Source organism: Sporomusa sp., assembly GCF_035561155.1.
In the GTDB taxonomy this organism is placed as follows: Bacteria; Bacillota; Negativicutes; order Sporomusales; family Sporomusaceae; genus Sporomusa.
Window position 1 is genome coordinate 1 of sequence record NZ_DATMYD010000149.1, and the last position, 21,544, is coordinate 21,544.

At 46.0% G+C, this 21,544-nt stretch carries 20 protein-coding genes and 2 rRNA genes; 5 read left to right on the forward strand and 17 right to left on the reverse strand.

Features of this window, described 5'->3' with window-relative positions; all coding sequences use genetic code 11:
- Positions 1-176: 176 nt before the first annotated feature.
- The 3 genes from VN447_RS19705 to VN447_RS19715 all read right to left on the reverse strand — a co-directional run bounded on the left by VN447_RS19705 (position 177) and on the right by VN447_RS19715 (position 2,993).
- Complete coding sequence (locus VN447_RS19705; RefSeq protein WP_325527508.1) at positions 177-458, reverse strand: hypothetical protein; 282 nt, start codon at positions 456-458, stop codon at positions 177-179.
- Positions 459-535: 77 nt separating this feature from the next.
- Positions 536-1,711 carry a 2-C-methyl-D-erythritol 4-phosphate cytidylyltransferase gene (ispD, locus tag VN447_RS19710; RefSeq protein ID WP_325527510.1) on the reverse strand — a complete coding sequence of 392 codons (1,176 nt, stop codon included), beginning with the start codon at positions 1,709-1,711 and terminating at the stop codon, positions 536-538.
- A 154-nt stretch (positions 1,712-1,865) separates the two neighbouring features.
- Entirely contained in the window at positions 1,866-2,993 is a 1,128-nt protein-coding gene (locus tag VN447_RS19715; RefSeq protein WP_325527512.1) for a PIN/TRAM domain-containing protein, read from the reverse strand.
- Positions 2,994-3,285: 292 nt separating this feature from the next.
- Here VN447_RS19715 and VN447_RS19720 point away from each other — a divergent pair, with 292 nt between their 5' ends.
- The 3 genes from VN447_RS19720 to VN447_RS19730 all read left to right on the forward strand — a co-directional run bounded on the left by VN447_RS19720 (position 3,286) and on the right by VN447_RS19730 (position 5,298).
- Positions 3,286-3,684, forward strand: coding sequence for a DUF1573 domain-containing protein (locus tag VN447_RS19720; protein WP_325527514.1), 399 nt, complete (start codon positions 3,286-3,288; stop codon positions 3,682-3,684).
- A gap of 110 nt (positions 3,685-3,794) precedes the next feature.
- Positions 3,795-4,964: a stage II sporulation protein P gene (spoIIP, locus tag VN447_RS19725; RefSeq protein WP_325527515.1), complete on the forward strand. Its 1,170-nt coding sequence runs from the start codon at positions 3,795-3,797 to the stop codon at positions 4,962-4,964.
- A 13-nt stretch (positions 4,965-4,977) separates the two neighbouring features.
- Positions 4,978-5,298, forward strand: coding sequence for a stage II sporulation protein P (locus VN447_RS19730; protein ID WP_325527517.1), 321 nt, complete (start codon positions 4,978-4,980; stop codon positions 5,296-5,298).
- Positions 5,299-5,448: 150 nt separating this feature from the next.
- Here VN447_RS19730 and disA read toward each other — a convergent pair whose 3' ends face one another.
- From disA to VN447_RS19790, 12 genes are all read right to left on the reverse strand, one after another.
- Positions 5,449-6,540, reverse strand: coding sequence for a DNA integrity scanning diadenylate cyclase DisA (disA, locus tag VN447_RS19735; protein ID WP_325527519.1), 1,092 nt, complete (start codon positions 6,538-6,540; stop codon positions 5,449-5,451).
- 257 nt (positions 6,541-6,797) lie between these two features.
- On the reverse strand, positions 6,798-7,220 hold the full coding sequence (locus tag VN447_RS19740; protein ID WP_325527521.1) for a HutP family protein: 423 nt from the start codon (positions 7,218-7,220) through the stop codon (positions 6,798-6,800).
- Positions 7,201-8,640 carry a sodium:solute symporter family protein gene (locus VN447_RS19745; protein WP_325527523.1) on the reverse strand — a complete coding sequence of 480 codons (1,440 nt, stop codon included), beginning with the start codon at positions 8,638-8,640 and terminating at the stop codon, positions 7,201-7,203. Before VN447_RS19745 ends, VN447_RS19740 begins: the two co-directional genes overlap by 20 nt.
- Before the next feature lie 643 nt (positions 8,641-9,283).
- The gene (gene radA / locus VN447_RS19750; protein ID WP_325527525.1) at positions 9,284-10,660 is read right to left on the reverse strand and encodes a DNA repair protein RadA; all 1,377 of its coding nucleotides are present in this window, start codon (positions 10,658-10,660) and stop codon (positions 9,284-9,286) included.
- Positions 10,661-10,812: 152 nt separating this feature from the next.
- Positions 10,813-13,263, reverse strand: a complete 2,451-nt coding sequence (locus tag VN447_RS19755; protein WP_325527527.1) for an ATP-dependent Clp protease ATP-binding subunit — start codon at positions 13,261-13,263, stop codon at positions 10,813-10,815.
- A complete protein-coding gene (locus VN447_RS19760; RefSeq protein ID WP_325527529.1) occupies positions 13,256-14,338 on the reverse strand; it encodes a protein arginine kinase in 1,083 nt (360 codons plus the stop codon). The genes VN447_RS19755 and VN447_RS19760 overlap by 8 nt, the downstream gene beginning before the upstream one ends.
- Positions 14,331-14,885 (reverse strand): UvrB/UvrC motif-containing protein, encoded by a 555-nt coding sequence (locus VN447_RS19765; protein ID WP_325527531.1) that lies wholly within the window; start codon positions 14,883-14,885, stop codon positions 14,331-14,333. Before VN447_RS19765 ends, VN447_RS19760 begins: the two co-directional genes overlap by 8 nt.
- A 17-nt stretch (positions 14,886-14,902) precedes the next feature.
- Entirely contained in the window at positions 14,903-15,373 is a 471-nt protein-coding gene (locus VN447_RS19770; protein WP_325527533.1) for a CtsR family transcriptional regulator, read from the reverse strand.
- Between the two features lie 150 nt (positions 15,374-15,523).
- The gene (locus VN447_RS19775; RefSeq protein WP_325527535.1) at positions 15,524-16,708 is read right to left on the reverse strand and encodes a class I SAM-dependent rRNA methyltransferase; all 1,185 of its coding nucleotides are present in this window, start codon (positions 16,706-16,708) and stop codon (positions 15,524-15,526) included.
- A 9-nt stretch (positions 16,709-16,717) separates the two neighbouring features.
- Entirely contained in the window at positions 16,718-17,248 is a 531-nt protein-coding gene (locus VN447_RS19780; RefSeq protein WP_325527537.1) for a hypothetical protein, read from the reverse strand.
- 101 nt (positions 17,249-17,349) lie between these two features.
- Positions 17,350-18,537, reverse strand: a complete 1,188-nt coding sequence (locus tag VN447_RS19785; RefSeq protein WP_325527539.1) for an FprA family A-type flavoprotein — start codon at positions 18,535-18,537, stop codon at positions 17,350-17,352.
- A 36-nt stretch (positions 18,538-18,573) separates the two neighbouring features.
- A complete protein-coding gene (locus VN447_RS19790) occupies positions 18,574-19,515 on the reverse strand; it encodes a nitronate monooxygenase (RefSeq protein WP_325527541.1) in 942 nt (313 codons plus the stop codon).
- Positions 19,516-19,823: 308 nt separating this feature from the next.
- Between VN447_RS19790 and speD the strand changes: the two genes are divergently transcribed.
- Both speD and VN447_RS19800 read left to right on the forward strand, forming a co-directional pair.
- On the forward strand, positions 19,824-20,273 hold the full coding sequence (gene speD / locus VN447_RS19795; protein ID WP_325527543.1) for an adenosylmethionine decarboxylase: 450 nt from the start codon (positions 19,824-19,826) through the stop codon (positions 20,271-20,273).
- A 146-nt stretch (positions 20,274-20,419) separates the two neighbouring features.
- A complete protein-coding gene (locus VN447_RS19800) occupies positions 20,420-20,914 on the forward strand; it encodes a rubrerythrin family protein (protein ID WP_325527545.1) in 495 nt (164 codons plus the stop codon).
- Between the two features lie 271 nt (positions 20,915-21,185).
- Here the strand turns inward: VN447_RS19800 and rrf are convergent.
- Positions 21,186-21,302: ribosomal RNA gene (rrf, locus tag VN447_RS19805) — 5S ribosomal RNA — on the reverse strand.
- Between the two features lie 168 nt (positions 21,303-21,470).
- A 16S ribosomal RNA gene (locus VN447_RS19810) occupies positions 21,471-21,544 on the reverse strand; the annotation flags it as partial.

Here is a 21,544-nt window from a genome sequence, read left to right on the forward strand (position 1 = left end):
TTCTCGACGAACCGCTTCCAATTCTGTTTTGCATCAAAAAAGATCTGCCATAAGATGTTCTTCTTCATGCCTCCGTATTTCCGCAAACCCGCGCCATTTCTCCTGCCGTAGCCTCTCTAAACTTATAAATTCTGATACATCAAAAAAAATGAACCGTCCAAATAGACGGTTCACACTTATTCGACCTTGACAACAAACATACCATTTATAATATCCGGGATGACAAATGTTGTGTTTGCTCCATTAAAGCCGCCTGATACCGGTTTAGCGCCATCTGATAAAAGAGCCAGTCGCCATACCAGTCTATCGTTAAGCCATAACTCGCCGCAAGTGGCTCCGTCCTGGCGCGTAATATTAACATTAAAACTAAAATCAGCCGCCAGTGCGGAGGAGGGATACAGGTTAATGATCATCGACAGCAGTAGGGTAGCTACTAATTTGCGAATTACTTTCTGCATAATCAGCCCTCCAAATATGTCAATATCAGTTACTCATAATATGTGTTTTTTACTGGCTTTTATGCAGATATTCGCCACTAAACTCGAACACCTATGATTGTCGCTGTCGCGTAAGCAGCAATACCTTGGCCCTGCCCAGCGAAACCTAACCCCTCAGTTGTTGTGGCTTTCACATTGACTTGGCTAACATCAACCCCCAAAGTTTCTGCAATATTGCTATTCATTTTGGCTATATACGGAGCCAGCTTAGGTTTTTGAGCCACAATAGTAGCGTCAATATTATTAACAGTATAACCATGCCTAGCCAAAATTGCGCGCACTTCAGCCAACAGTGCCAGGCTTGATATGCCTTCGTAACGCCCATCAGTATCAGGGAAATGGCGGCCAATATCGCCTAAAGCGGCTGCACCCAACAGCGCGTCCTTGATGGCATGTAGGAGCACATCAGCGTCAGAGTGACCATCAAGCCCGAGTGTATAGGGTATATCTACGCCGCCAAGAATTAGTTTGCGTTCTGGAACCAAGCGGTGAACATCGTAGCCAATGCCAGAGCGAATCATACCTATCGCCTCCTGTCGGTTTGCAAGTAGTGTTTCAGCAAAAGTTAAATCTTCCGGGGTAGTAATCTTTATATTTTGATAATCACCTTGTACAATTTTCACTTTGGTGCCTAAGCGCTCGACTAATGCTGCGTCATCTGTGCCGAGATAGCCATCCTGTGCCGCCTGCGCATAAGCCGCTTTAAGCAGTTTTGCATCAAAAGCCTGTGGTGTCTGCACCGCCCACAGCGTGCGACGGTCAGGTGTACCAGTTACCCAACCGGTGGTATCGACCGACTTAATGGTGTCTTTGACCGGCACGGCTACAATGGCTGCACGATACTGGCGGGCAGTGGCGACAGCTTGGTTGAACAGGGCTGGCTCAGCCAGTGGCCGCGCTCCGTCATGTACCACCACGATGTCAGCACTGACCGGAACAGCCTTTAATGCATTGTCAATCGAATGCTGCCGCTCATTCCCGCCAGGAACCACTTGCCAGGATACCGGCAAGTTACACCCTGACAGCAGGCTACTAACGCTTTCGATTTCTTCTACTGCTGCGGTTACAATTAAGCTGCTCACATCTTGTGTAACACACGCCGCCAGTACCGTATGCAACAGCACAGGTTTGTCTAAAAGGGGGATAAACACTTTATTTATCCCACCCCCCATTCTTTTTCCCTGCCCGGCGGCTGCAATAATAACACAAACCATAATTTCCCTCCTCCTAAAGAAAACTCGGCTCTTGCCAAGTCCTTTAGGACGAGGTAAAAGCCTTAGATTTTTCTTATCCTTAGATTAGGTTTAGAATCTTATACTATCTTATCGGGCAAAAAGCCTTCAAGCCGCAAGGCTTGAAGGCTTTTTTTTACATCGCTGCTTTGGGTTTGGCGAAAATCATCCGCCCGGCGGCCGTCTGCAGCACCGAAGTAACTAAGACTCCTACCGTTTCTCCAATGTGTTTTTTACCGCCGTCAACCACGATCATGGTGCCGTCGTCAAGATACGCTACGCCCTGACCAAATTCTTTACCGTCTTTTACAACATGCACCACCATTTCTTCCCCTGGCAGTACTACTGGTTTAACAGCGTTGGACAGTTCATTAATATTGAGAACAGACACGCCTTGTAGTTCGGCTACCTTATTAAGATTATAATCATTCGTTATAATTTTGGCCTTGACCAGCTGCCCAAGTTTGATGAGTTTGGAATCAACCTCGGCAATATCATCAAAATCGCGGTTATCAATGTGGACATTTAATTCGAGTTCTTTTTGCATGCGGTTTAAAATATCCAGACCGCGCCTACCGCGGTTACGTTTCAAAAGATCAGATGAATCGGCAATATGCTGCAGTTCTTCCAAAACAAACACCGGGATAATGAGTAGGCCTTCAATAAACCCACTTTTACAAATATCAGCTATACGTCCGTCGATAATAACACTAGTGTCAAGTATCTTCGCCTGGCATATATTAGAATTTTTATCTTTAGAACGATCTTTACCGTCCCGGCTAAGCCACGGCAATGTTGGCAACGCTGAAAACATGCTGAATAACTCTTCGCGCTTCTTAATCGCGACATTAATCCCTAAATAACCCAAGATAATACTTAACAACAGCGGAACATATTTCCCGACGATCGGGATAGGTAAAAAAGCCGATCCAAGCAAATTAGAAATTATTAGTCCAGTGGCTAAACCCAATACACCTGCCAGCACATCATACCCAGGCATCTTGTTTAAGCGCAGCTCAACCCAGTAAGTGAATTTCCAGAGTTGCTTAATAAAGAATGGAGCTATTAAAAAACCAACTACACCCCCTACTAATCCCCCAAAGACAAACGAGAGAATAGTAGTCATAGTAACGCCAAACACGCCGATTCTTAAAAATTCTTCACTTACCACAACAGCCAACAACGGAATAATCCTGTCGGTTATCATTAGTCCACCAACAGCCGCCAGAACGGTAATAAGTATTCTAAGTGTTTTGTCAATCACGGCTTCTACCTCCTTTCTGTATAATAATAATCTAAATCCAAAAAGTGGAAATATATTTATATTATACCCTGCTTCGAATAAAAAAATACGTCAAGATATCAGAACATCTTGGCTGTAATAGGTTATAGTATAGCATAAAGTTCCCGCTTTTGTCAAAATTTTATATTTTAGCATGTATAAACAGTCCTGTCAATAAGCGGCCTCTAATTATTCTTAGGCGGTTTTAGGCCTATACATTGACAACTACAGAGACCAATTTATATAATAATAGGCAAAGCGAGGTGTAGCTAACGTGCATGATAATAAATGTTGTTTAGACTTTCAGTCTATTGTAGATGACTACTTAATCCGCCACCGCAGCGTACTGGACGTGTTAACAAAGTATCAGGAAACCTCCGCCAGGGTAAACAGGGCTGTCGCTAAGGCAGTTACCGGCTGCGGCTGCATTCAGGTGTCGGCTGCCCGCCAATCTGTTCCAGAAGACGCTGCCTATAGTGAGCTTAAAGATCACATGTCCTCACATCTGGTTGGCGAAACCTGCCCCCAGTGCCGGGAAGTAATCGCCAAAGAACTAGGCCACAGCCTGTTCTATCTGGCTGCTTTGTGCAATCTTACCGGCCTGTCTCTGCATGAAGTCATGCAGCAGGAATACAAAAACGTCAAAACCCTGGGTGTTTTCCATCTTACCTAAATACTTACATACTGCACAGCCTTTATACAGGCTGTGCTTTTTTTATCCCTTAAAACAGTATTACATAAACATTTTCCCAGTGGGAATGATACTGGTAAAGGGGGGTAAACATGTGCTATTTGTTGAGAATTACACTAACTATACTGGTAGTAATAAGCCTGAGCAGCCTATCAACTATGGCAGCCCCACCCGAATCGGCTGAATCGACAGCCGGCGGCGAATTGGTCTCCGGCTATATTACAGTGGTTGACGATAAGGGTGTTATCGTTCTGCAGACTGGTCATGAAGTCCATCCGGGTGATGAATATATCAGTGAAGACGATGTATTGTATGAAATTACTGCGGTTGAAGGCACGCTGGCCCGCTGCCGGGCAATGGAGAAAATTTCGAGTCATGCTCCGGACAACGCTATTTTCGTCCAGGCACCGTCACCTGACGCACCCAAACCCAAGATTGCCCTTTACCACAGCCATACCGATGAATCATACATTCCTAACGATGGTGTTCCGACCGAACGGGGTAATGGTTCAATCATGACCGTCGGCGATACTTTTGAAAAAAGATTGACTGAACTAGGCTATCAGGTTGACCATTCAAAAACCTTGCACGACCCACACGACGCCAATGCCTACCATCGGTCCCGCCGTACAGCCATGAAGCTCTTGCAAGGGCAACCTGTCGCTATTTTTGATATTCACCGTGATAGCGCTCCGCTTAGGACATACAGCACCACCATTAATGGTGAAAATGTCACTAAGCTTCTCCTGGTTGTAGGACGTCAGAATCAGAATCGTAACACCACACTGGATTTTGCCCGCAACATTAAGAGTGCAACTGACGCCAAATATCGTGGGCTTATCCGCGGCATCTTCATCGCTCGCGGCAACTACAACCAAGATTTAAGCCCCAGGGCATTATTGGTAGAAGCCGGAACCGAATACAACACCCGTGAAGCTGCTGAACGCAGCATGGCCCTATTTGCTGATGTTGTTCCGTCCTTCTTAGGCCCCGGCGGCGGTAATGGCGGCGTCGCCCAGGCTAGCCCGGCCGGAACTTATACCGATACAGGCGGCGATAACACCGGGGGTGGGTCCGATACCCCCATAGATACTGCTCCCGGCAATGATATATTAGGGTTGGCGCTTGCCGTTGTTGTTGGTGCGGCCGCATTCCTTTTCCTTAGCACCGGCAGTTGGCAAGAAGCCAAAAGAAAACTAAAACACTTTTTCAAATATGAATTTGCAAACTTCTTTGGCCCGCGCAAGAAGCGCAAAGAATAGGGGGACTGACGTTTTGAAGATAAGCCGCTTGGCCAAACTGGTCAGCATCCTCGCTCTGGCTGCCGTTGTGACAGCCGGGGTGCTTCACTATGTTCCCCTTAACATCTTTTCTGTTCAGCAAAAGCCTGAACAGACTCCCCAAAAAGTCTATGACTACTACATCATAGTGGAAGAAGACACCGGTGAAGTTCTCATGTACGTCCCGCTGGTTGTCAGCATCGGCGATGAACTAATCAGTGAAGAAAACAAGCGTTATAAAATTGTCAAAGTAGAAGAAAACCAGGCGTATGCCCGGTTTGTCGAAAACTTGAACTTAGAACTATACAAAAAATGATGGTCGAAACTTGTACACAGCTAAGGCTGGTTTATAGTGCCCAGATGCTAGGCGCGATGAGCATGCGAACGTAGTCGTACTGGGAAGTACGTCGGAGGGAACGCCCACAGGAGCAACGACGCAGATGGGCGCTAAAAACCAGCCGCGTGTTTACACATGACGGTCAAGGAAGGCCTGCTCACGCACCCTCTTTAGGCCGTCTTTTATTGCCTTGGCCCGTACCTCGCCGATACCTTCCACCTCATCCAGCTCTGCAATGCTCGCATTATAAATGTGATGCAGGGTTTTAAAATGCGACACAAGTTTTTCCCCTACTAATAAAGGCAGTCGGGAGATTTGTCTAAGCACCCGGTAACCACGTGGCACAACCGGGATATCCATAGCATTGGCACTGACCCCATAGCCCAAGATCCGGCACACGGTAAACGGATCAAGATTCTCTTCAGGTACCGAGGCAATCTGTTCTCGTATTATCTCATAGCCTTTAATATCACTAGTATTGCAGTAATCTTTAATCAAGAGTGCAGCAGCATCCACTTCGGAAACAAGTTCTTCCATTTGCATACTGACAAGACGGCCTTCTGTCCCAAGTTCAATAATATTGCGTTCAATTTCCTTGGCAATGCGGTTAACCTGCTCGGCCCGGATAAGAACGAGGGCTACATCATACAAAGTAACCAAGTCTTCAAACTCCAGCGCACTCAAATTTGTTAAACCCTTATCAAGCACCTTCTTGTACTTTTCCAGTGTCTGCAGCGCTTGATTAGCCCTGTTTAATATGACCGGAATGTCCTTAAGGGTATATCTGAGATGGCCGAGATACACGGTAATAATATTACGGCGCTGCGAGATGGCTACAACTAATGCACCCGTCTGCTTAGCAGCCCGTTCTGCGGTACGATGGCGAGTCCCTGTTTCGGCGGTCATAATGACAGGGTCTGGTGTTAGCTGTGCATTAGCAAACATAATTCTTTTACCATCATTTGATAAAACTATGGCCCCATCCATTTTAGCCAGCTCATAGAAACCGGCTGGCGTGAACTCAGAATTGAGCTCAAAACCGCCATCAACAATCTCAAGCGAGGTTGGATTATCCCCCACTAACACCAGCGCCCCCATTTTAGCCCTAAGTACGTTCTCCAGGCCATCCCTGAGCGTCGTACCTGGCGCAAGTGTCTTAATCGTTTTAACAAAACGGCCGTCCCATAGCCGTTCAGAACGCTCTTCACGAATTTTAATCATCTAAATACCGCCTCCATGGCCGCACCGACACTAGCTGCGTCAATAACATTTTGCGTCAATAAGCCGTTCAATTGTTCTTCTGTAGAAATTATCAAATTATTGCTTATTATTCCCAGTCCTGTAGCCCTTATATCACAGCAATTGTAATCTTTTATAATTACCATTATATAACATAGCTTTTGTTTCATACAACTGTGTTTCGCCCGGAAAACAAATAACTCGCATGTTATTATTACATGCGAGTTATTTGTAAAAGCCTAGTTAGCGTCAGGCAATGAACGGTGGGCCATGCCAACTGCCACCTCATTAAGGTGAAGAACACCAACACCGAAATAAATCGCAACACAAAGGTGTTCGCCATAACGGGCAATACCGATCTTCCCGCCAACGTTAAGCCCTGATGCTTTTGGTGTAATCTGTACTAAGGCATCATGAGCCGCGCCTGCTACAGCACCTTCCCCCACATGGTTAGCACTTACCAGGCCCTGCCGCCCAGCAGCTACTACAGCCCGTTCAATGATTTTCTTTACCGATACTAAATATTCACCACCAAAATCCACTGCAGTAACAATGATTCCACGACTACTCAACCGCTGCTTCAGGTTCTGTTCGTCCTGACGGTCTTCACTTATAGCCATAGCCAGCGCTGCTCTACCAACATCAACACTCGTAATTTCCAATTGTCACCGCCCCCGGTTCATTTACTTTATTATTATCAATCACAATACGTTCTTTATCAACCACAGCAACAAGCAAGAAGGTCACCAAACATACCAGCCATTCCATATAGATGGGATGAGCAAAAATCTGTGCCGGCGGGTATACCTGCCAGATAAACAAAGTCAGCATCCCTGCCAACGTAGTATAAAAAGCCGAATTTTTTCGGCAGAGACCTGGGGCAAATATAGTGAATAAAAAGACCAATGTAAAAGCGGTTGTGAGACTCAAACCAATCAACAGTGTCTTCACAATGCCCACGGCGTTAAAGGCCAGCCATAAAGTAACAATGCCTAATCCGAGAATTGCGTAGCGATTTACTAACGTATAACGCTGGTCGCTGATATTAGGGTTAATAAACCGTTTATAAATATCCTGGGAAAATAGAGTACCTGCTCCTAATAAAATATGACACGCTGTAGACACATCCGCCGCCCATAGTGCTGCAAGCGTTAAACCTGAGATAACAGGGTCCAATCCCATAATCATTTGAGGAAGCGCCATGGTTGCTTTAATATTCGGATATGCCGCACGGGCGGCTACCCCCATTATGGCACATAAAAAACCTACCGGGAAAATGAGCAATGCTCCCCATAAAAATCCTTTTCGCGCCGCTGCCCCGTCTACCGCCGAACAAGCCACTTGAACCGGTCCTTGAGCAGTAATCGTTTGTGTCATCATTACAGCAAACCAGCCAACAATAGTGGCCAGACCCAGGCCGCCAAGCGGACTAAACCAATCAACAGTAGGCGGCAAAGAAGCCGCAATCGCAGTTAGCCCGCCTTGATTAGCCACAGTAGTTATCGTACTAACCAAAACCCCAACATAAATAAGTGTTACGCTAAGAATATTTGACAAGCCCGAAGACCATAATCCGCCGATAATTGTAGTACCAATGAAAACAATTGCGCTCGTCACCATGCCGCCTTGGAAGGAAAATATGTCCGGAAGCAACGATGACAAGATCGCCCCGCCAGCGAGATACTGCAATGACGTAATGACCATCTGAATGGTGATCAGTCCAAGAACACTGATCACCCGGCCTTTTTTATCATAATAACGTTCAAAAAATTCCGGTATTGTGGTGCACTGCATCTCACGATATTTACCTGCTGCAACCATTGCCATTAAGACGGCCCCGGCTGCCCAGGCTACGTTATACCAGCCGGCAGCAATACCTGACTGAAAGGCGTTTTCGGCAACGCCGATAGTCGACGCAGCACCTACAGCCGTTCCAGCAATGTTTGTCGCCACAAGCAGAGTAGTTAATTTTCGTCCGGCAAACAAAAAACCGGTACTGCTTTCAGTCCTCCGTTTTACATAGAGACTAATACCAAACAGTACTAAAATATAGAAGACCACGATAACCAATTGAATACTCATTCCATCCATCCTACCTTTCTACATCTATATGATGGGCGGCAAAAAACAAAAAAACACCCCTAGTCAGGAGTGCTGCTTGTCATTCACCATCCTGCCATCCTACTTGACTATCTGTAACACCTACAATACTTCAACTCTACATATTAATGTTACCAACGGTAGCGGCAACTGTCAACCTCGTTTCCATTGAAACATTCCCTTTGTAGCCGATGTTGTCCTTATCCAGGAGAAAGTTATGCTTTCTATCAGGACAAAAAATTGGCACAGAAAGCTAAAGAGTTAAGCGTAACCGCTTACCTTTTGTTTTCTGTGCCGTTCTAGAACAAGTTAAGCCGTAATTTAGGGTTTAGGCGCGGATACTGGGAGCAGCAGGTTTATCATCAGATAGTTCAGCTTCGGTTACACTTGCGCTGACTAATTTAGAAATGACCAAATCACCAGACACATTTACTAAGAGCATAGCCAAATATAAGGGCAAAGAACATCAACGCGATAAATTCCCCCTGGAAAGCTCTTACTGCAGAATCCGGTGGGTTTTGCGGCAACAATTCCACAAAGAATTGATACCAGGCTTTTCCTTGTACTGCTTGAACATTTTTAATTAAACCTCAAGCTCTTGAGATAGTATCTCAAGAGCTTGAGGTTAATCTAATGCAATATCCAGACACTCTACAACGGTTCCAACGCCTGCCAATTGTATTGATGGTTTAATGGAAAGCCCTTTGAGATTACCTGTTGGCAGAATGATTCGTGTAAATCCCATACGTTCGGCTTCACGAATTCGCATTTCTACCTGCGTAATTGCGCGGACTTCACCAGCTAAACCAACTTCGCCAATAACGACAGTTCCACTACTGGTGTTACAGTTCCGGTAGCTTGATACCAACGCAACAACCAAGCCCAAGTCCATAGCAGGCTCATCCACTTTAATCCCGCCCGCAACCTTTACAAAAACGTCGCTGCCGCCGATCATAACTCCGACTCGCTTTTCTAAAACAGCTAAAAGGAGTTGAATTCGTTTAATATCAACACTATCGGAGGTTCGGCGCGGTGGAGCAAACGGCGATGAACTAACAAGAGCCTGAATCTCTACTAAAAGCGGCCTTGTACCTTCCATAGTTGGGATAACAACACTTCCGGGAACATCAAGCGGCCTCTCTGATAAAAATATTTTTGACGCATCGGGAACGTCAATGAGTCCTTCATTACGCATCTCAAACAGGCCAATCTCGTTGGTGCTGCCAAAACGGTTCTTTACTGCCCTTATTACTCTATATTGTGCATTTCTCTCGCCTTCGAAATAAAGAACAGTGTCAACTATGTGTTCCAAAGCACGCGGCCCGGCAAGAGTACCATCCTTAAGGACATGACCGATAAGGATTACCGCTATAGACCTTGTCTTGGCAAGCCTGAGCAGTTGAACGGCGCACTCTCTAACTTGACTAATACTTCCAGGGGCGCTCTGAATATCTGGTTTGAATACTGTTTGGATTGAGTCAATAACCAGTAATGCGGGATTTAGCTTTTCTGCTTGCTGCTGGATCGTATCAAGATTCGTTTCACTAAGGATAAATAAGTGTTCTTCAATGGCTCCAAGACGGGTAGCCCGCATTTTAACTTGCTTGGGGCTTTCTTCGCCTGTAACATATAGTACTTTTCCATATTGCTTAGCGATATTGGCACAAATCTTTAGGGTTAGGCTAGACTTACCCACACCCGGGTCACCCACTATGATCGACAGCGACCCAGGAAGAAGGCCAAATCCAAGAACTCTGTCAAGCTCCCCTGAACCTGTGCTAAAACGGGGAGCTTCCTCGACCTCCACCTCGGCAATGGGCATTGCGTCCTGCCCATTTGATAATCCGAGAGCCAAACCGCCCGACTTTGAATGTGACTCTTTATGCACAGGTTCTTCAACCATCGTATTCCAAGCACCACAGCCCTGACATCTACCTACCCATTTAGAGCTTTCACATCCACATTCCTGGCAAAAGAATGCTGTACCTTTTCTTTTACTCACTTATATACCGTCCAATCTCGTAGGCCGACCTACATATAGTCATACCCGATGTTGCCCTTATCCAGTCGAAAGTTATACTTTCTAACAGGATAACGCGAAAAAGCACTCAACGTGAGTGCTTTTTCGCGTTTATTACTTGAGTTTCCTGCTTATCAGGACTTTTTTGCAAATTTTAATTTACCATTATCATCGGCATCAACAAAAACAGTATCACCGCCTGTTACCGATTGCCTGATAATCATCTCAGAAACCTCATCCTCAATCATTTTTTGAATGGCACGCCTGAGTGGACGGGCGCCAAAGGCGTGATCCCGGCCTTCTTTTAGCAATTCGTTCTTAGCAGCATCAGTCAATTCCATGTTAAGATTGGCATCGGTAAGCCGCTTGGTTACCTCTTGAAGCATAATATCTACAATCTGTTTCAAATCTTCATCTGTCAGGCTGCTAAAAACAATAATCTCATCAATCCGGTTTAAAAACTCCGGTCTGAATACCCGTTTGACCTCGTCCAAAACCCGGCTCTTGGCCGCTTCCCCTTCATTGGCTTTAGCCCGTTCGTCAGACAGGAACCCCAGCCCGGCAGCATCCCTTTTCAGATGCTGTGAGCCGACATTAGAGGTCATAATAATAACCGTATTCTTAAAATCAACTGTCCGGCCCTGGCTGTCGGTTAACCGGCCGTCTTCCAGTACCTGCAACAGCATGTTGAAGACATCATAATGGGCCTTTTCAATTTCATCCAAAAGAATAACCGAGAACGGTTTGCGCCGCACAGCATCAGTCAACTGACCGCCTTCTTCATACCCGACATAGCCGGGAGGCGCGCCTACAAGGCGGGATACTGTGTGCTTTTCCATGTATTCGGACATATCAAGACGGATCATCGCTGTTTCATCACCAAATAATGCCTCGGCCAAGGCCCGCGATAATTCTGTTTTGCCGACACCTGTCGGTCCCAGGAACAGGAATGACCCAATCGGCCGTTTGGGGTCTTTCAGACCAGACCGGGCACGACGTACAGCACGAGCCACCGCCTGAACAGCCTGATGCTGCCCAATAACCCGGTTGTGTAAAATTTCTTCCATCTTTAAGAGCCGCTCAGACTCTTCTTCAGCCAGCTTTTTGAGCGGAATATGCGTCCAGGTTGATACAACATGAGCAATGTCCTCAGCAGTGACAACAATACGCTCACTGCCGCGCTGTTTCCAGGATTTCTGTTTATTATCAAGTTCTTCCCGAATTTGCTGTTCCATATCTCTGAGCTTGGCTGCCCGCTCGAACTCCTGGGAGGCAATGGCAGCCTCTTTTTCAGTACGGGCCTGATCCAGCCGTTGTTCAATCTCTTTAACGTCAGGTGGTACCGAAAAAGCCTGCAAGCGTACGCGGGATGCGGCCTCATCCATTAAATCAATGGCCTTATCAGGCAAAAATCTGTCAGAAATATAGCGATGAGACAGTTTAACAGCCGCGTCGATGGCTTCATCAGTAATCTGCGCCCGGTGAAAAGCCTCATATTTGTCCCGAATGCCCCGCAAGATACCGACAGCATCTTCAACACTGGGCTCACCGACTGTGATGGGCTGGAAGCGTCGCTCTAGCGCCGCATCTTTTTCAATGTATTTTTTATATTCGTTTAGCGTAGTTGCACCAATAACCTGCAATTCACCCCGGGCTAAAGCCGGTTTCAAAATATTAGCAGCATCAATGGCTCCCTCGGCGGCGCCAGCGCCAATCAGCGTATGCAGCTCATCAATAAATAATATAACTTTACCGGACTCCCGGATTTCATCCATGACTTTTTTCAGACGTTCTTCAAACTCACCGCGGTATTTAGTACCGGCCACCATCGAGGCCATGTTAAGCGACACAACCCGCTTATTACGCAGGATTTCCGGTACCTGACCCTCAACAATGCGTTTAGCTAAACCTTCAGCTATGGCCGTTTTGCCGACGCCCGGTTCACCGATCAGCACTGGGTTATTTTTGGTGCGTCGTAAGAGAATTTGAATGACACGCTCTATTTCAGCGGCCCGGCCAATCACCGGGTCAATTTTCCCTTCCTGGGACATCTTGTTCAAATCACGGCCAAACTCATCTAAGAGCGGTGTTACACTACCTGACGGCCGCTCAGTCCCCGGCGCCTTGGGCTGTGGACTCTGCCCCGACATTGAGTAACCGCCCAGCATTTCAATAACTCGCTGACGCATGAGATTAACATCAACACCCATGCCTGACAACACTTGAGCGGCAATGCCCTCGCCCTCGCGTACCAGCCCTAGGAGGATATGTTCAGTACCTACATAATTATGTCCTAGGCGTAGTGCTTCTTCCATGGCCAGCTCAATGATCTTTTTGGCCCGGGGAGTATAGCCAATATCACTACTCTGATCCTGCCCCTGACCGAGAATACTTTCTATCTGAGCCCGTATTGACTCTTCATCTAAATTCAGCGAAGCCAGCGCCTTAGCCGCTATCCCTTCACCTTCCCGGAAAAGCCCTAACAGCAGATGCTCTGTACCGATATATCCGTGACCATATCTGGCCGCTTCCTGCTGCGCCAGAATCAATACTTTCCGGGCACGATCAGTGAATCTATTAAACATTGTTACAACCCCCCTTAAGTTTGCGGCGAATTAACTTAGCACGCAATGCATTACGTTCAGACTGATTTAAAATTGTATCACCAGCTAAATTTTGCAAAAAATTTGGCCGGGTTGTTACTAGGAGCTCGTTAAATACCTCAGGCGGCGCTTCATCAATCACCCCAAGATCAATCCCCAGCCGAACCTCACTTAGGAGCGCCAGAGCCTCTTGTGCTGAAATGCGCTGAGCATAGCGGAGTACACCGTATGCTCGCCATACTCTATCTGACAGAGCGTCTCTGGAGTCATTGTCCAAAAGGTTTCTGGCTGTACGTTCTTTGTCAACCACTTGTTTGACCACACCGCTCAGGTTATTAATAATATCCTGTTCGGTTCGGCCCAGAGTAACTTGGTTTGATATCTGAAATATATTGCCGGCAGCCTCAGTACCTTCACCATATAAGCCGCGCACTGCCAAACCTAACTGTGTGGCGACAGCCATAATTCGCCCAACCTGCTTAGTGAGTGCCAAGGCCGGCAAATGAACCATAACTGATGCTCTTAAGCCTGTGCCCATATTCGTAGGACAGGCAGTCAGATAGCCGACATGTTCCATAAAAGCCAAATCATGCTTTGCTTCGATAATATCATCAACTGCGTTGGCTTTATTAAAGGCATCGGTCAGGTTGAGACCAGTCTCTAAACACTGCAAGCGCAGGTGATCCTCTTCATTAACCATAATACTTACACCGGCATCATCACGCACAATAAGTGCCCTGCTTTCGGGTTCTGCCGCATGATTGGGGCTAATAATATGTTTCTCAACAAGCACGTACCTATCTAGCGGCGCTAAACGCTCAAGTTCAATAAAGGCGTACTCATGACCGTCTTCAGCCATAAGCGCTGCTGAAACATCTTTAAACTCAGCCATTATTTCACCAAGTTTAGCAGCCGAGGCGCGGCCCGGAAAGGGCTGGCACCTCAGATTGCGAGCCAAGCGAACCCGGCTGGTGAGTACAATTTCGCCTTCCGGCCCTGTACCGCTTAACCACGGCGTCAGCGGCTGGTTTAGCAGACCTTCCAATATGCTAGCCATCTGCCATCCCTCCTACGCCTGAATCTGGATCGGTAAGCTGTTTTTCCAGCGCTCTTATTTCATCTCTGAGCTTGGCTGCAAGTTCATATTCTTCGCGGCTAACATGCTGCTCAAGCTCGTGCCGCAGCCGTTTAATGCGCTGCTCTACACCAAAGCGGATGCCGCCGCGCTTAGGCGTTTTGCCAGCGTGGGCAGCAGTGCCGTGAATACGCTTAAAGAGTGGTTCCAGTTGGCCGCTAAATGCTTGATAACAGCCGCTGCAACCAAACTTACCGCTCCGGGTAAATTCGCTGTAACTCAGGCCACAATCGGCACAGACAGGTTCAAGCGTTTGCCTGGCAGTATCCGGCAGTGTATAATTAAACATTTCTTTTAAAAAATCATGCACAGAGAATTTACTGCCAAATAGATTATTTATCCCTTTGCCCATGATCTCACCTGATTTATGCGCACACTGTTCACACAAATGTTTTTCGACCTTCTGCTGGTTTACAATTTTAGTAATGTGCACACAGGCAGGCTCTTTTTGACAATCGTCACATAACATATCGTTTGCCTCCGTACTCATCTTTCATGGGTAGCTAAAGTCATCAAGAGTGACTTTAAGAGCGGTACACGCTCTTTTGGTTCAAGCCGCTCAATAAGGATTACAAAGCATTTATAAATAAGCGCGGCTTCGCGGTTTGTCATGAGATTGTGATTGTGCAGGCGTGTAACAATTGCTTTTAAATCAGCTAAACTCATACTGTCATCCATCTGGTTGGCAGCATCCTGATACACAATAGTTTGTACTGGGATGCGGGCAATCCGGACAAAGCCGCCTGAACCGCGCCGCGATTCGACGATAAAGCCCCGCTCAATAGTAAAGCGAGTGCTAAGCACGTAGCTGATTTGTGAGGGCGCGCAGTCAAGCTCTTCGGCCATTTCATTGCGTCGTAAGATAATGATTTCATCCTGCTCGTGCGACATCTGACGCAAAATCCACTGTTCAATGACATCGGCTAGATTGTTCAGATTCCTCACCTCCCATTTCATTTGACTTTAATTGATCTTTTGACTTTATTTTATTTTAATCTTATCTATATTGCAATAGACACCTTTTGGCAAAATCAGCCTTATAGATTAGATTAATAATAATTATCGTTAAATAGCTCACCTGTGATAAGTATTTCTCGAGCATACTATTTATTCGACAACCTGCAGCACTAAAAACTTCAAATAATTGGTCTCTGGCGCCGCCGGCAGAATAGGATGGTCTTTGGCCTGCGTCCTGTACTCTACTTCCCGGATAACCCGCTTAGCATCCCGGGCAGCATCAACAACAATGGCTTTAAACAGGTCGCGGTCTATATGATACGAGCACGAGCAGGTAACCAGGAAGCCACCTGGACGCGTTAGTTTCAAACCGCGTAAATTTATCTCTTTATACCCTCTAGCCGCCCCCTCAATACTGTTACGGCTCTTAGTAAAGGCCGGTGGATCAAGGATAACAACATCATACTGCCGTTGTTCTTCAGTTAATGACCGTAAGGCATCAAAAGCATTTGCCACTTCAAAATTGCACTGTTCACCGACACCATTGAGTTCAGCATTTTTCTTAGCCAAGTCGATGGCCTCTCCGGAAATATCAATGGAATGGAGACTCTTCGCGCCATAGAGCGCACTATGTACAGCAAATGACCCAGTGTGGCAGAAGCAATCTAATACCTCAGCATCTTTAACAATTTGCTCTAAAAACCGGCGATTCTCACGCTGATCATAGAAAAATCCTGTTTTTTGCCCTTTGTCCACATCAGCATAAAATGGTATGCCATTCTCATTAACAATAATTTGGGTTGGAAAATCTCCTTTTAAATATCCCTTACGCATGTCCAACCCTTCTAGTTTGCGGACAGGTACATCATTGCGTTCATAGATGCCTTCAGGGGCAAATAATTCTTCCAGTACTGAGACAATTGTCTCTTTGTGAACATCGATACCCAGCGCCAACGTCTGGATAACCATATATTTGCCGAATTTGTCAACAATAAGTGCTGGCAGAAAATCGGCTTCACCATACACCAGACGACAGTACTCGGGCTCAGCTAAAAAAGTCTGGCGATAACGCCAGGCAGTCTGAATACGGCGCTTAAAGAACTCTCTGTTGATGGGTTCTTGTTGGCGCGATAAGATACGGATAATGATCTGCGAGCGCGGATTGATATAGCCTCGCCCAATAAACCGCTGCCGGGAATTGTATACATCAACAATATCACCAGGTTGAAACTCACCATCGATATAATCAAGTTCACTCTGAAATACCCATGGATGGCCGTTCTCGACCCGGTGTTGGGCACCTTTACGCAAAAATACTTTTGTTTTAATCTCCATTATTATGCCTCATTTCTTCATACGTTTCCGTTTTTTCCACCATTCACAAATCATATAAATGCCTACCGCCCACATCAATACGGCATTAATAAGCCTATATTCCCTGAACCAGTGATTATGTTCCCAATAGGATACCGGGCTTTCAACAGTAGCAAACGACAGTGGGTACAGATAAAAGTTAGAATACGCGCCATGGGTTAAAGCATCTATCAAGATGTGAGTTCCCCAGCCGATAATGATCGCCTGAAATCTTCCGAATCCTGGCACAAAGCTTACTAATAACGCACTAAACCAAATCAGCACCGAATGACCAATTAAATCAATCTTTTGCACCCATGGGAAAATTGCCACAAGGCTCATAAGCACGCCGGGACTTAGACTGCCTAGTTCAGGCCAGGTCACATAGCCTTTAAACAATACCACACCCAATAGTATTACGTAAATATAATCAGGCAGCATCGCGCCAAAAACAAACTGCCACACCTTGGGATGATGCCTTGTAAAAAAATAAATCCAAAACCCATGATGGAGAGTGTACATTCTGCCTCCTAAACAAGAATTAGTTCACGTAGTAGTAATAGTTTGCTCCACCACAGCGACAGTATGTAGAAAGGCAGCGCTTTATAGCACTGCCTAATCATCTAAATCTTTGCCAATACTTTATTAGCAAACTCGCGGCCAAATTCGAAGCACTTATTCAGCTCCGCATCATCAGGCACCCATTTGAGCGACACTCCCGGTTGTTCTACTGCTACCCCGGAGCTTTTCAGCATCTCCTCAATAGCATTTTGCGCGCCGCCCCCCCAACCGTAAGCGCCGAATGCTGCGCCTATTTTTCCGGTCGGCCTGAGTCCTTTGAGGTACGTCATCAGCGCTCCCATATTAGGCAGCATACCATTATTCAGCGTCGAAGAGCCAATTAGCAGTCCGCCAGCCTCCAGCATATCCCTGACAACCTCACTCCGGTCAGCAGTTGACATTTTATATAGCCTGCCGGTAACGCCGGCAGCTGCCACACCTTCAAGGATCTGACGAGCCATTCGCTCGGTGCTGCCCCACATGCTATCATAAGCAATAATTACTTTGCCTGTTGTCTTGCCCCTTCCCCAGTCCTGATATTTACCCACAATATCAGGGATATGCTTCCGCCACACTACCCCATGGCTGGGAGCAACAATTTTTATGGGTAGCTCCTTAAGCTTATCGACCGCTTTTACCACCATCTTACCAAAAGGCCAAAGAATATTGGCATAATACTTTTCAGCTTCAAACAGCACCTGATCAATATCGTTTTCTTCATCAAAGCGTTTCGTTGTCGAGATATGCTGCCCAAAAGCATCATTAGAAAACAGTACTTGCTCTCCAGTCAAATAACTGATCATGGAGTCCGGCCAGTGCAGCATTGGCACAGGCACAAACTGTAGCTTGTTGCGGCCGAGGTCAAGCACATCGCCTTCTTTGACTACCTGAAAATCATAATTTTGCTGGTAATGCTTGATAATACCAGTACGGCCGTGCTCAGTTAATAAAACTTTAGCCTGCGGTGCCCGGGCCATTACCGCTGGCAAGGCACTCGAATGATCTGGCTCAATATGATTGGTAATGATATAGTCAATTTTTGCCGGATCAATAATCTGGCTGACACGCTCTAACAGTTCCTGCGCAAAAGGAGCTTTGACAGTGTCAATCAGACATACCTTTTCATCAATAATTAGGTATGAGTTATAGGTCACACCCCGGGGAGTCGTATACCCGTGAAAATCGCGGAGGTTCCAATCAACGGCACCGACATAATAAACACTCTCAGATAGCCTAACATTATTCATCATACTTCACTCCTTATATGTAAAAATCTCCTCTTATTCTCAGCTTAGTAGTTTCGGCGCGTTCGCTAACACTTGGCAGGCTTCACTCATTATGGCCTTTACAATAGCATCGGCCGGCTCAATTTTCTGGAGTGGCAGTAAACTTTGTCCAGCCAGTACCGCACCATTATCAACATCACCCTCAATAGCGGCTAACCGGTTGGTTCCGGTAGCCAGCTTGTCCAGCTCGTTCTGTGGTGTACACTGCCGTTCCATAGCTAAATACTTTTCAGTAAACGCGTTTTTAATGCCACGTACGCCATGACCTGAAACAAGGCCGGTTACAACACTATCGGTATCAGTCGCAGCAAGCAGTCTTTGTTTAACATTGGGATGAACACTGCATTCCTCGGCAATCAAGAATCTTGTCCCCATTTGAATTCCGGCAGCCCCCATCACCAGTGCAGCCGCCAGGCCACGGCCGTCAGCGAAACCGCCGCCGACAATAACCGGGATATTGATGAGCGGTATCACCTGTGTCATCAGAGCCATGGTAGTAAGCACACCAATATGTCCGCCAGCTTCCATACCCTCTATCACTATTGCATCTGCTCCACTGTCTTCCACCCGTTTTGCCAGCTTGACATTGGGCACTACCGGAATTTTCATTACTCCAGCCTTACTGAGCTTTTCAAAAAAAGGTACAGGGTTACCGGCTCCTAACGTAACAAAAGCGGGCTTCTCCTCACAAACAACATCAATAACTTCATCTTTATCTGCAGCCATAAGCTGAACGTTAACGCCAAACGGCTTTTCGGTCAATTGTTTAGCCAGTCGGATTTGTTCCCTGACATAATTGGCATCACGTCCACCAGCGGCAATTATGCCAGCACCGCCAGCTGCAGATACGGCTGCTGCTAGCTTAGCATCCGAAATCCAGGCCATGCCTCCTTGAAGAATCGGGTATGTAATACTAAGTAGTCGTGTCAGTTTAGTATCCATATTGTACCCTCCTATTACTATCTAACTATTTTCTTCACTGTTAGGGCAAATAATTCCTGCTAATGTTTCTCCAATAGCAATAATTATATGTGTGCCAAAAATTATTATGTAGTTTTCCTAGAAATTGATGAAATAACTCTTTACAATATTGCTCAATCTAGACTATAATGAAAAATTGTATAAATCATATCTTGACTATGAAAACCTATTAATTTATTCTATAAGTCGACTTTTTTCTAGGATGGATTCAAAATTTGGCGATTTTTCCTGGACAAACTCATAATTTGACATAAAGGGGCGATAAAGTCATGAAAGCACTCGGAAAACATTTGACCGTCGATATGTATGGCTGCAGCTTTGACAGCCTAAATAACCTTGAGCTCGTTAAGAGCGCTATGCTTGCAGCAATTGCAGAGGCCAATATGACTCTACTGAACTTATCCTATCACAAGTTTGAGCCTCAGGGACTGACAGCGCTAGCTCTGTTAGCCGAAAGCCATATGAGTATTCATACCTATCCTGAACTCGGTTACGCAGCCGTTGATGTCTTCACATCCGGTGACCAGACTCGTTCGGATAAGGCGATTACAGTGTTAAAGAGTTTTTTAAAGCCGGAGAAAACCAAGACAACTCATATCATGCGCGGCGACTTTGGTTCGCAAAAAGACATGAAGCCTCGCATCAAAGTAAGTATCGCCCCGCTGCGCCGTGTCCGCAATACGAGTGCAAGAGTATGGCGCTTCTTACGTAACAAATAGGAAGGAGCAGCCAGCGTTTTTTAGTCGCTGGTTGTTTTTTTTATTGAACAAATAGAAAATTTTAGGATAATCTATTGACAAACTCTGCAAAATAGATAATAATATTCCATAGATAATAATACTAAACTATTTGGGAGGAATTTACTATGAGTAACACTGATAAAAATTTAGCCGCCGCTTTTGCCGGTGAATCACAAGCTAATCGCAAATATTTAGCTTTTGCCAAGCAAGCAGATACTGAAGGCCATGCTCAAGCAGCAAAACTCTTCCGCGCTGCTGCTGAAGCTGAGACTATTCACGCTCATACCCATTTAAAGACTTTGGGTGGAATTAAATCTACTGCTGAAAATCTCAAAGCCGCTGTAGAAGGCGAAACCTATGAATTCGAGTCTATGTATCCAGAGTTTATTAAAGAAGCTAAAGAAGAAAACAATACCGCAGCTTTACGCACTTTTAACCTGGCTAATGAAGCTGAAAAGGTTCACGCTGTACTTTACCAGAAAGCCCTTGATAACCTCGGCCAAGGCGAAACCTACGAATACTATCTGTGCAGCGTCTGTGGTCATATTGCTGAAAAAGAAGCTCCGGAAAAATGTCCAATCTGTGGTGCTAAGTCCCAAGCTTACAAAAACGTCGGCTAATAGATACATACTAAGTTTCAAAAAAAAATTGACCTCCAAGGTCAGTTTTTTTTTGCTTGTAGTCACAACTTAGGCTCAACGTTCCTACGACCGTCCATAGCACCCCATCTGCGTCGTTGTCGCTGCGGGCGTTCCCTCCGACGTACTTCCCAGTACGACTCCGGTCACGTCCTCGCTCCGCCTAGCATATAGGGCACTCTGAACGGTCTAAACCTTTTCGCTATATATAACATATAACAAAAAAGCACTCACGTTTCGTGAGTGCAAATCTAACCAGCAACTTCCTAATCTCCCAGGCCGTTTCCAACCAAGTACCTTCGGCGTTTGTGGGCTTAACTACTGTGTTCGGTATGGGAACAGGTGGAACCCCACAGCTATCGTCACTGGATATTTTGTTTCAGGAATATCTATGTTATCACAGTCGCTTGTGTATTTCAACAAGTAACTTCTGGTAACTAGCATTCCCTCAAAACTAAACAATGTAAGTGTAAATGTATCTGCCAAATGTACCGACCTTGGAAGTAGTTCGAGTGTTACCTCGAACAGTTCTCCCTAGAAAGGAGGTGATCCAGCCGCACCTTCCGATACGGCTACCTTGTTACGACTTCACCCCAATCATCGGCCCCACCT

What these genes read in the sequence shown, in the direction of transcription:
- VN447_RS19705 (WP_325527508.1), bottom strand. Translation starts at nt 458, where the DNA reads ATGCAGAAAGTAATTCGCAAATTAGTAGCTACCCTACTGCTGTCGATG.
- ispD (WP_325527510.1), bottom strand. Translation starts at nt 1,711, where the DNA reads ATGGTTTGTGTTATTATTGCAGCCGCCGGGCAGGGAAAAAGAATGGGG.
- spoIIP (WP_325527515.1), top strand. Translation starts at nt 3,795, where the DNA reads ATGTGCTATTTGTTGAGAATTACACTAACTATACTGGTAGTAATAAGC.
- disA (WP_325527519.1), bottom strand. Translation starts at nt 6,540, where the DNA reads ATGATTAAAATTCGTGAAGAGCGTTCTGAACGGCTATGGGACGGCCGT.
- VN447_RS19745 (WP_325527523.1), bottom strand. Translation starts at nt 8,640, where the DNA reads ATGAGTATTCAATTGGTTATCGTGGTCTTCTATATTTTAGTACTGTTT.
- VN447_RS19755 (WP_325527527.1), bottom strand. Translation starts at nt 13,263, where the DNA reads ATGTTTAATAGATTCACTGATCGTGCCCGGAAAGTATTGATTCTGGCG.
- VN447_RS19760 (WP_325527529.1), bottom strand. Translation starts at nt 14,338, where the DNA reads ATGGCTAGCATATTGGAAGGTCTGCTAAACCAGCCGCTGACGCCGTGG.
- VN447_RS19765 (WP_325527531.1), bottom strand. Translation starts at nt 14,885, where the DNA reads ATGTTATGTGACGATTGTCAAAAAGAGCCTGCCTGTGTGCACATTACT.
- VN447_RS19770 (WP_325527533.1), bottom strand. Translation starts at nt 15,373, where the DNA reads ATGAAATGGGAGGTGAGGAATCTGAACAATCTAGCCGATGTCATTGAA.
- VN447_RS19775 (WP_325527535.1), bottom strand. Translation starts at nt 16,708, where the DNA reads ATGGAGATTAAAACAAAAGTATTTTTGCGTAAAGGTGCCCAACACCGG.
- VN447_RS19780 (WP_325527537.1), bottom strand. Translation starts at nt 17,248, where the DNA reads ATGTACACTCTCCATCATGGGTTTTGGATTTATTTTTTTACAAGGCAT.
- VN447_RS19785 (WP_325527539.1), bottom strand. Translation starts at nt 18,537, where the DNA reads ATGATGAATAATGTTAGGCTATCTGAGAGTGTTTATTATGTCGGTGCC.
- VN447_RS19790 (WP_325527541.1), bottom strand. Translation starts at nt 19,515, where the DNA reads ATGGATACTAAACTGACACGACTACTTAGTATTACATACCCGATTCTT.
- speD (WP_325527543.1), top strand. Translation starts at nt 19,824, where the DNA reads ATGAAAGCACTCGGAAAACATTTGACCGTCGATATGTATGGCTGCAGC.
- VN447_RS19800 (WP_325527545.1), top strand. Translation starts at nt 20,420, where the DNA reads ATGAGTAACACTGATAAAAATTTAGCCGCCGCTTTTGCCGGTGAATCA.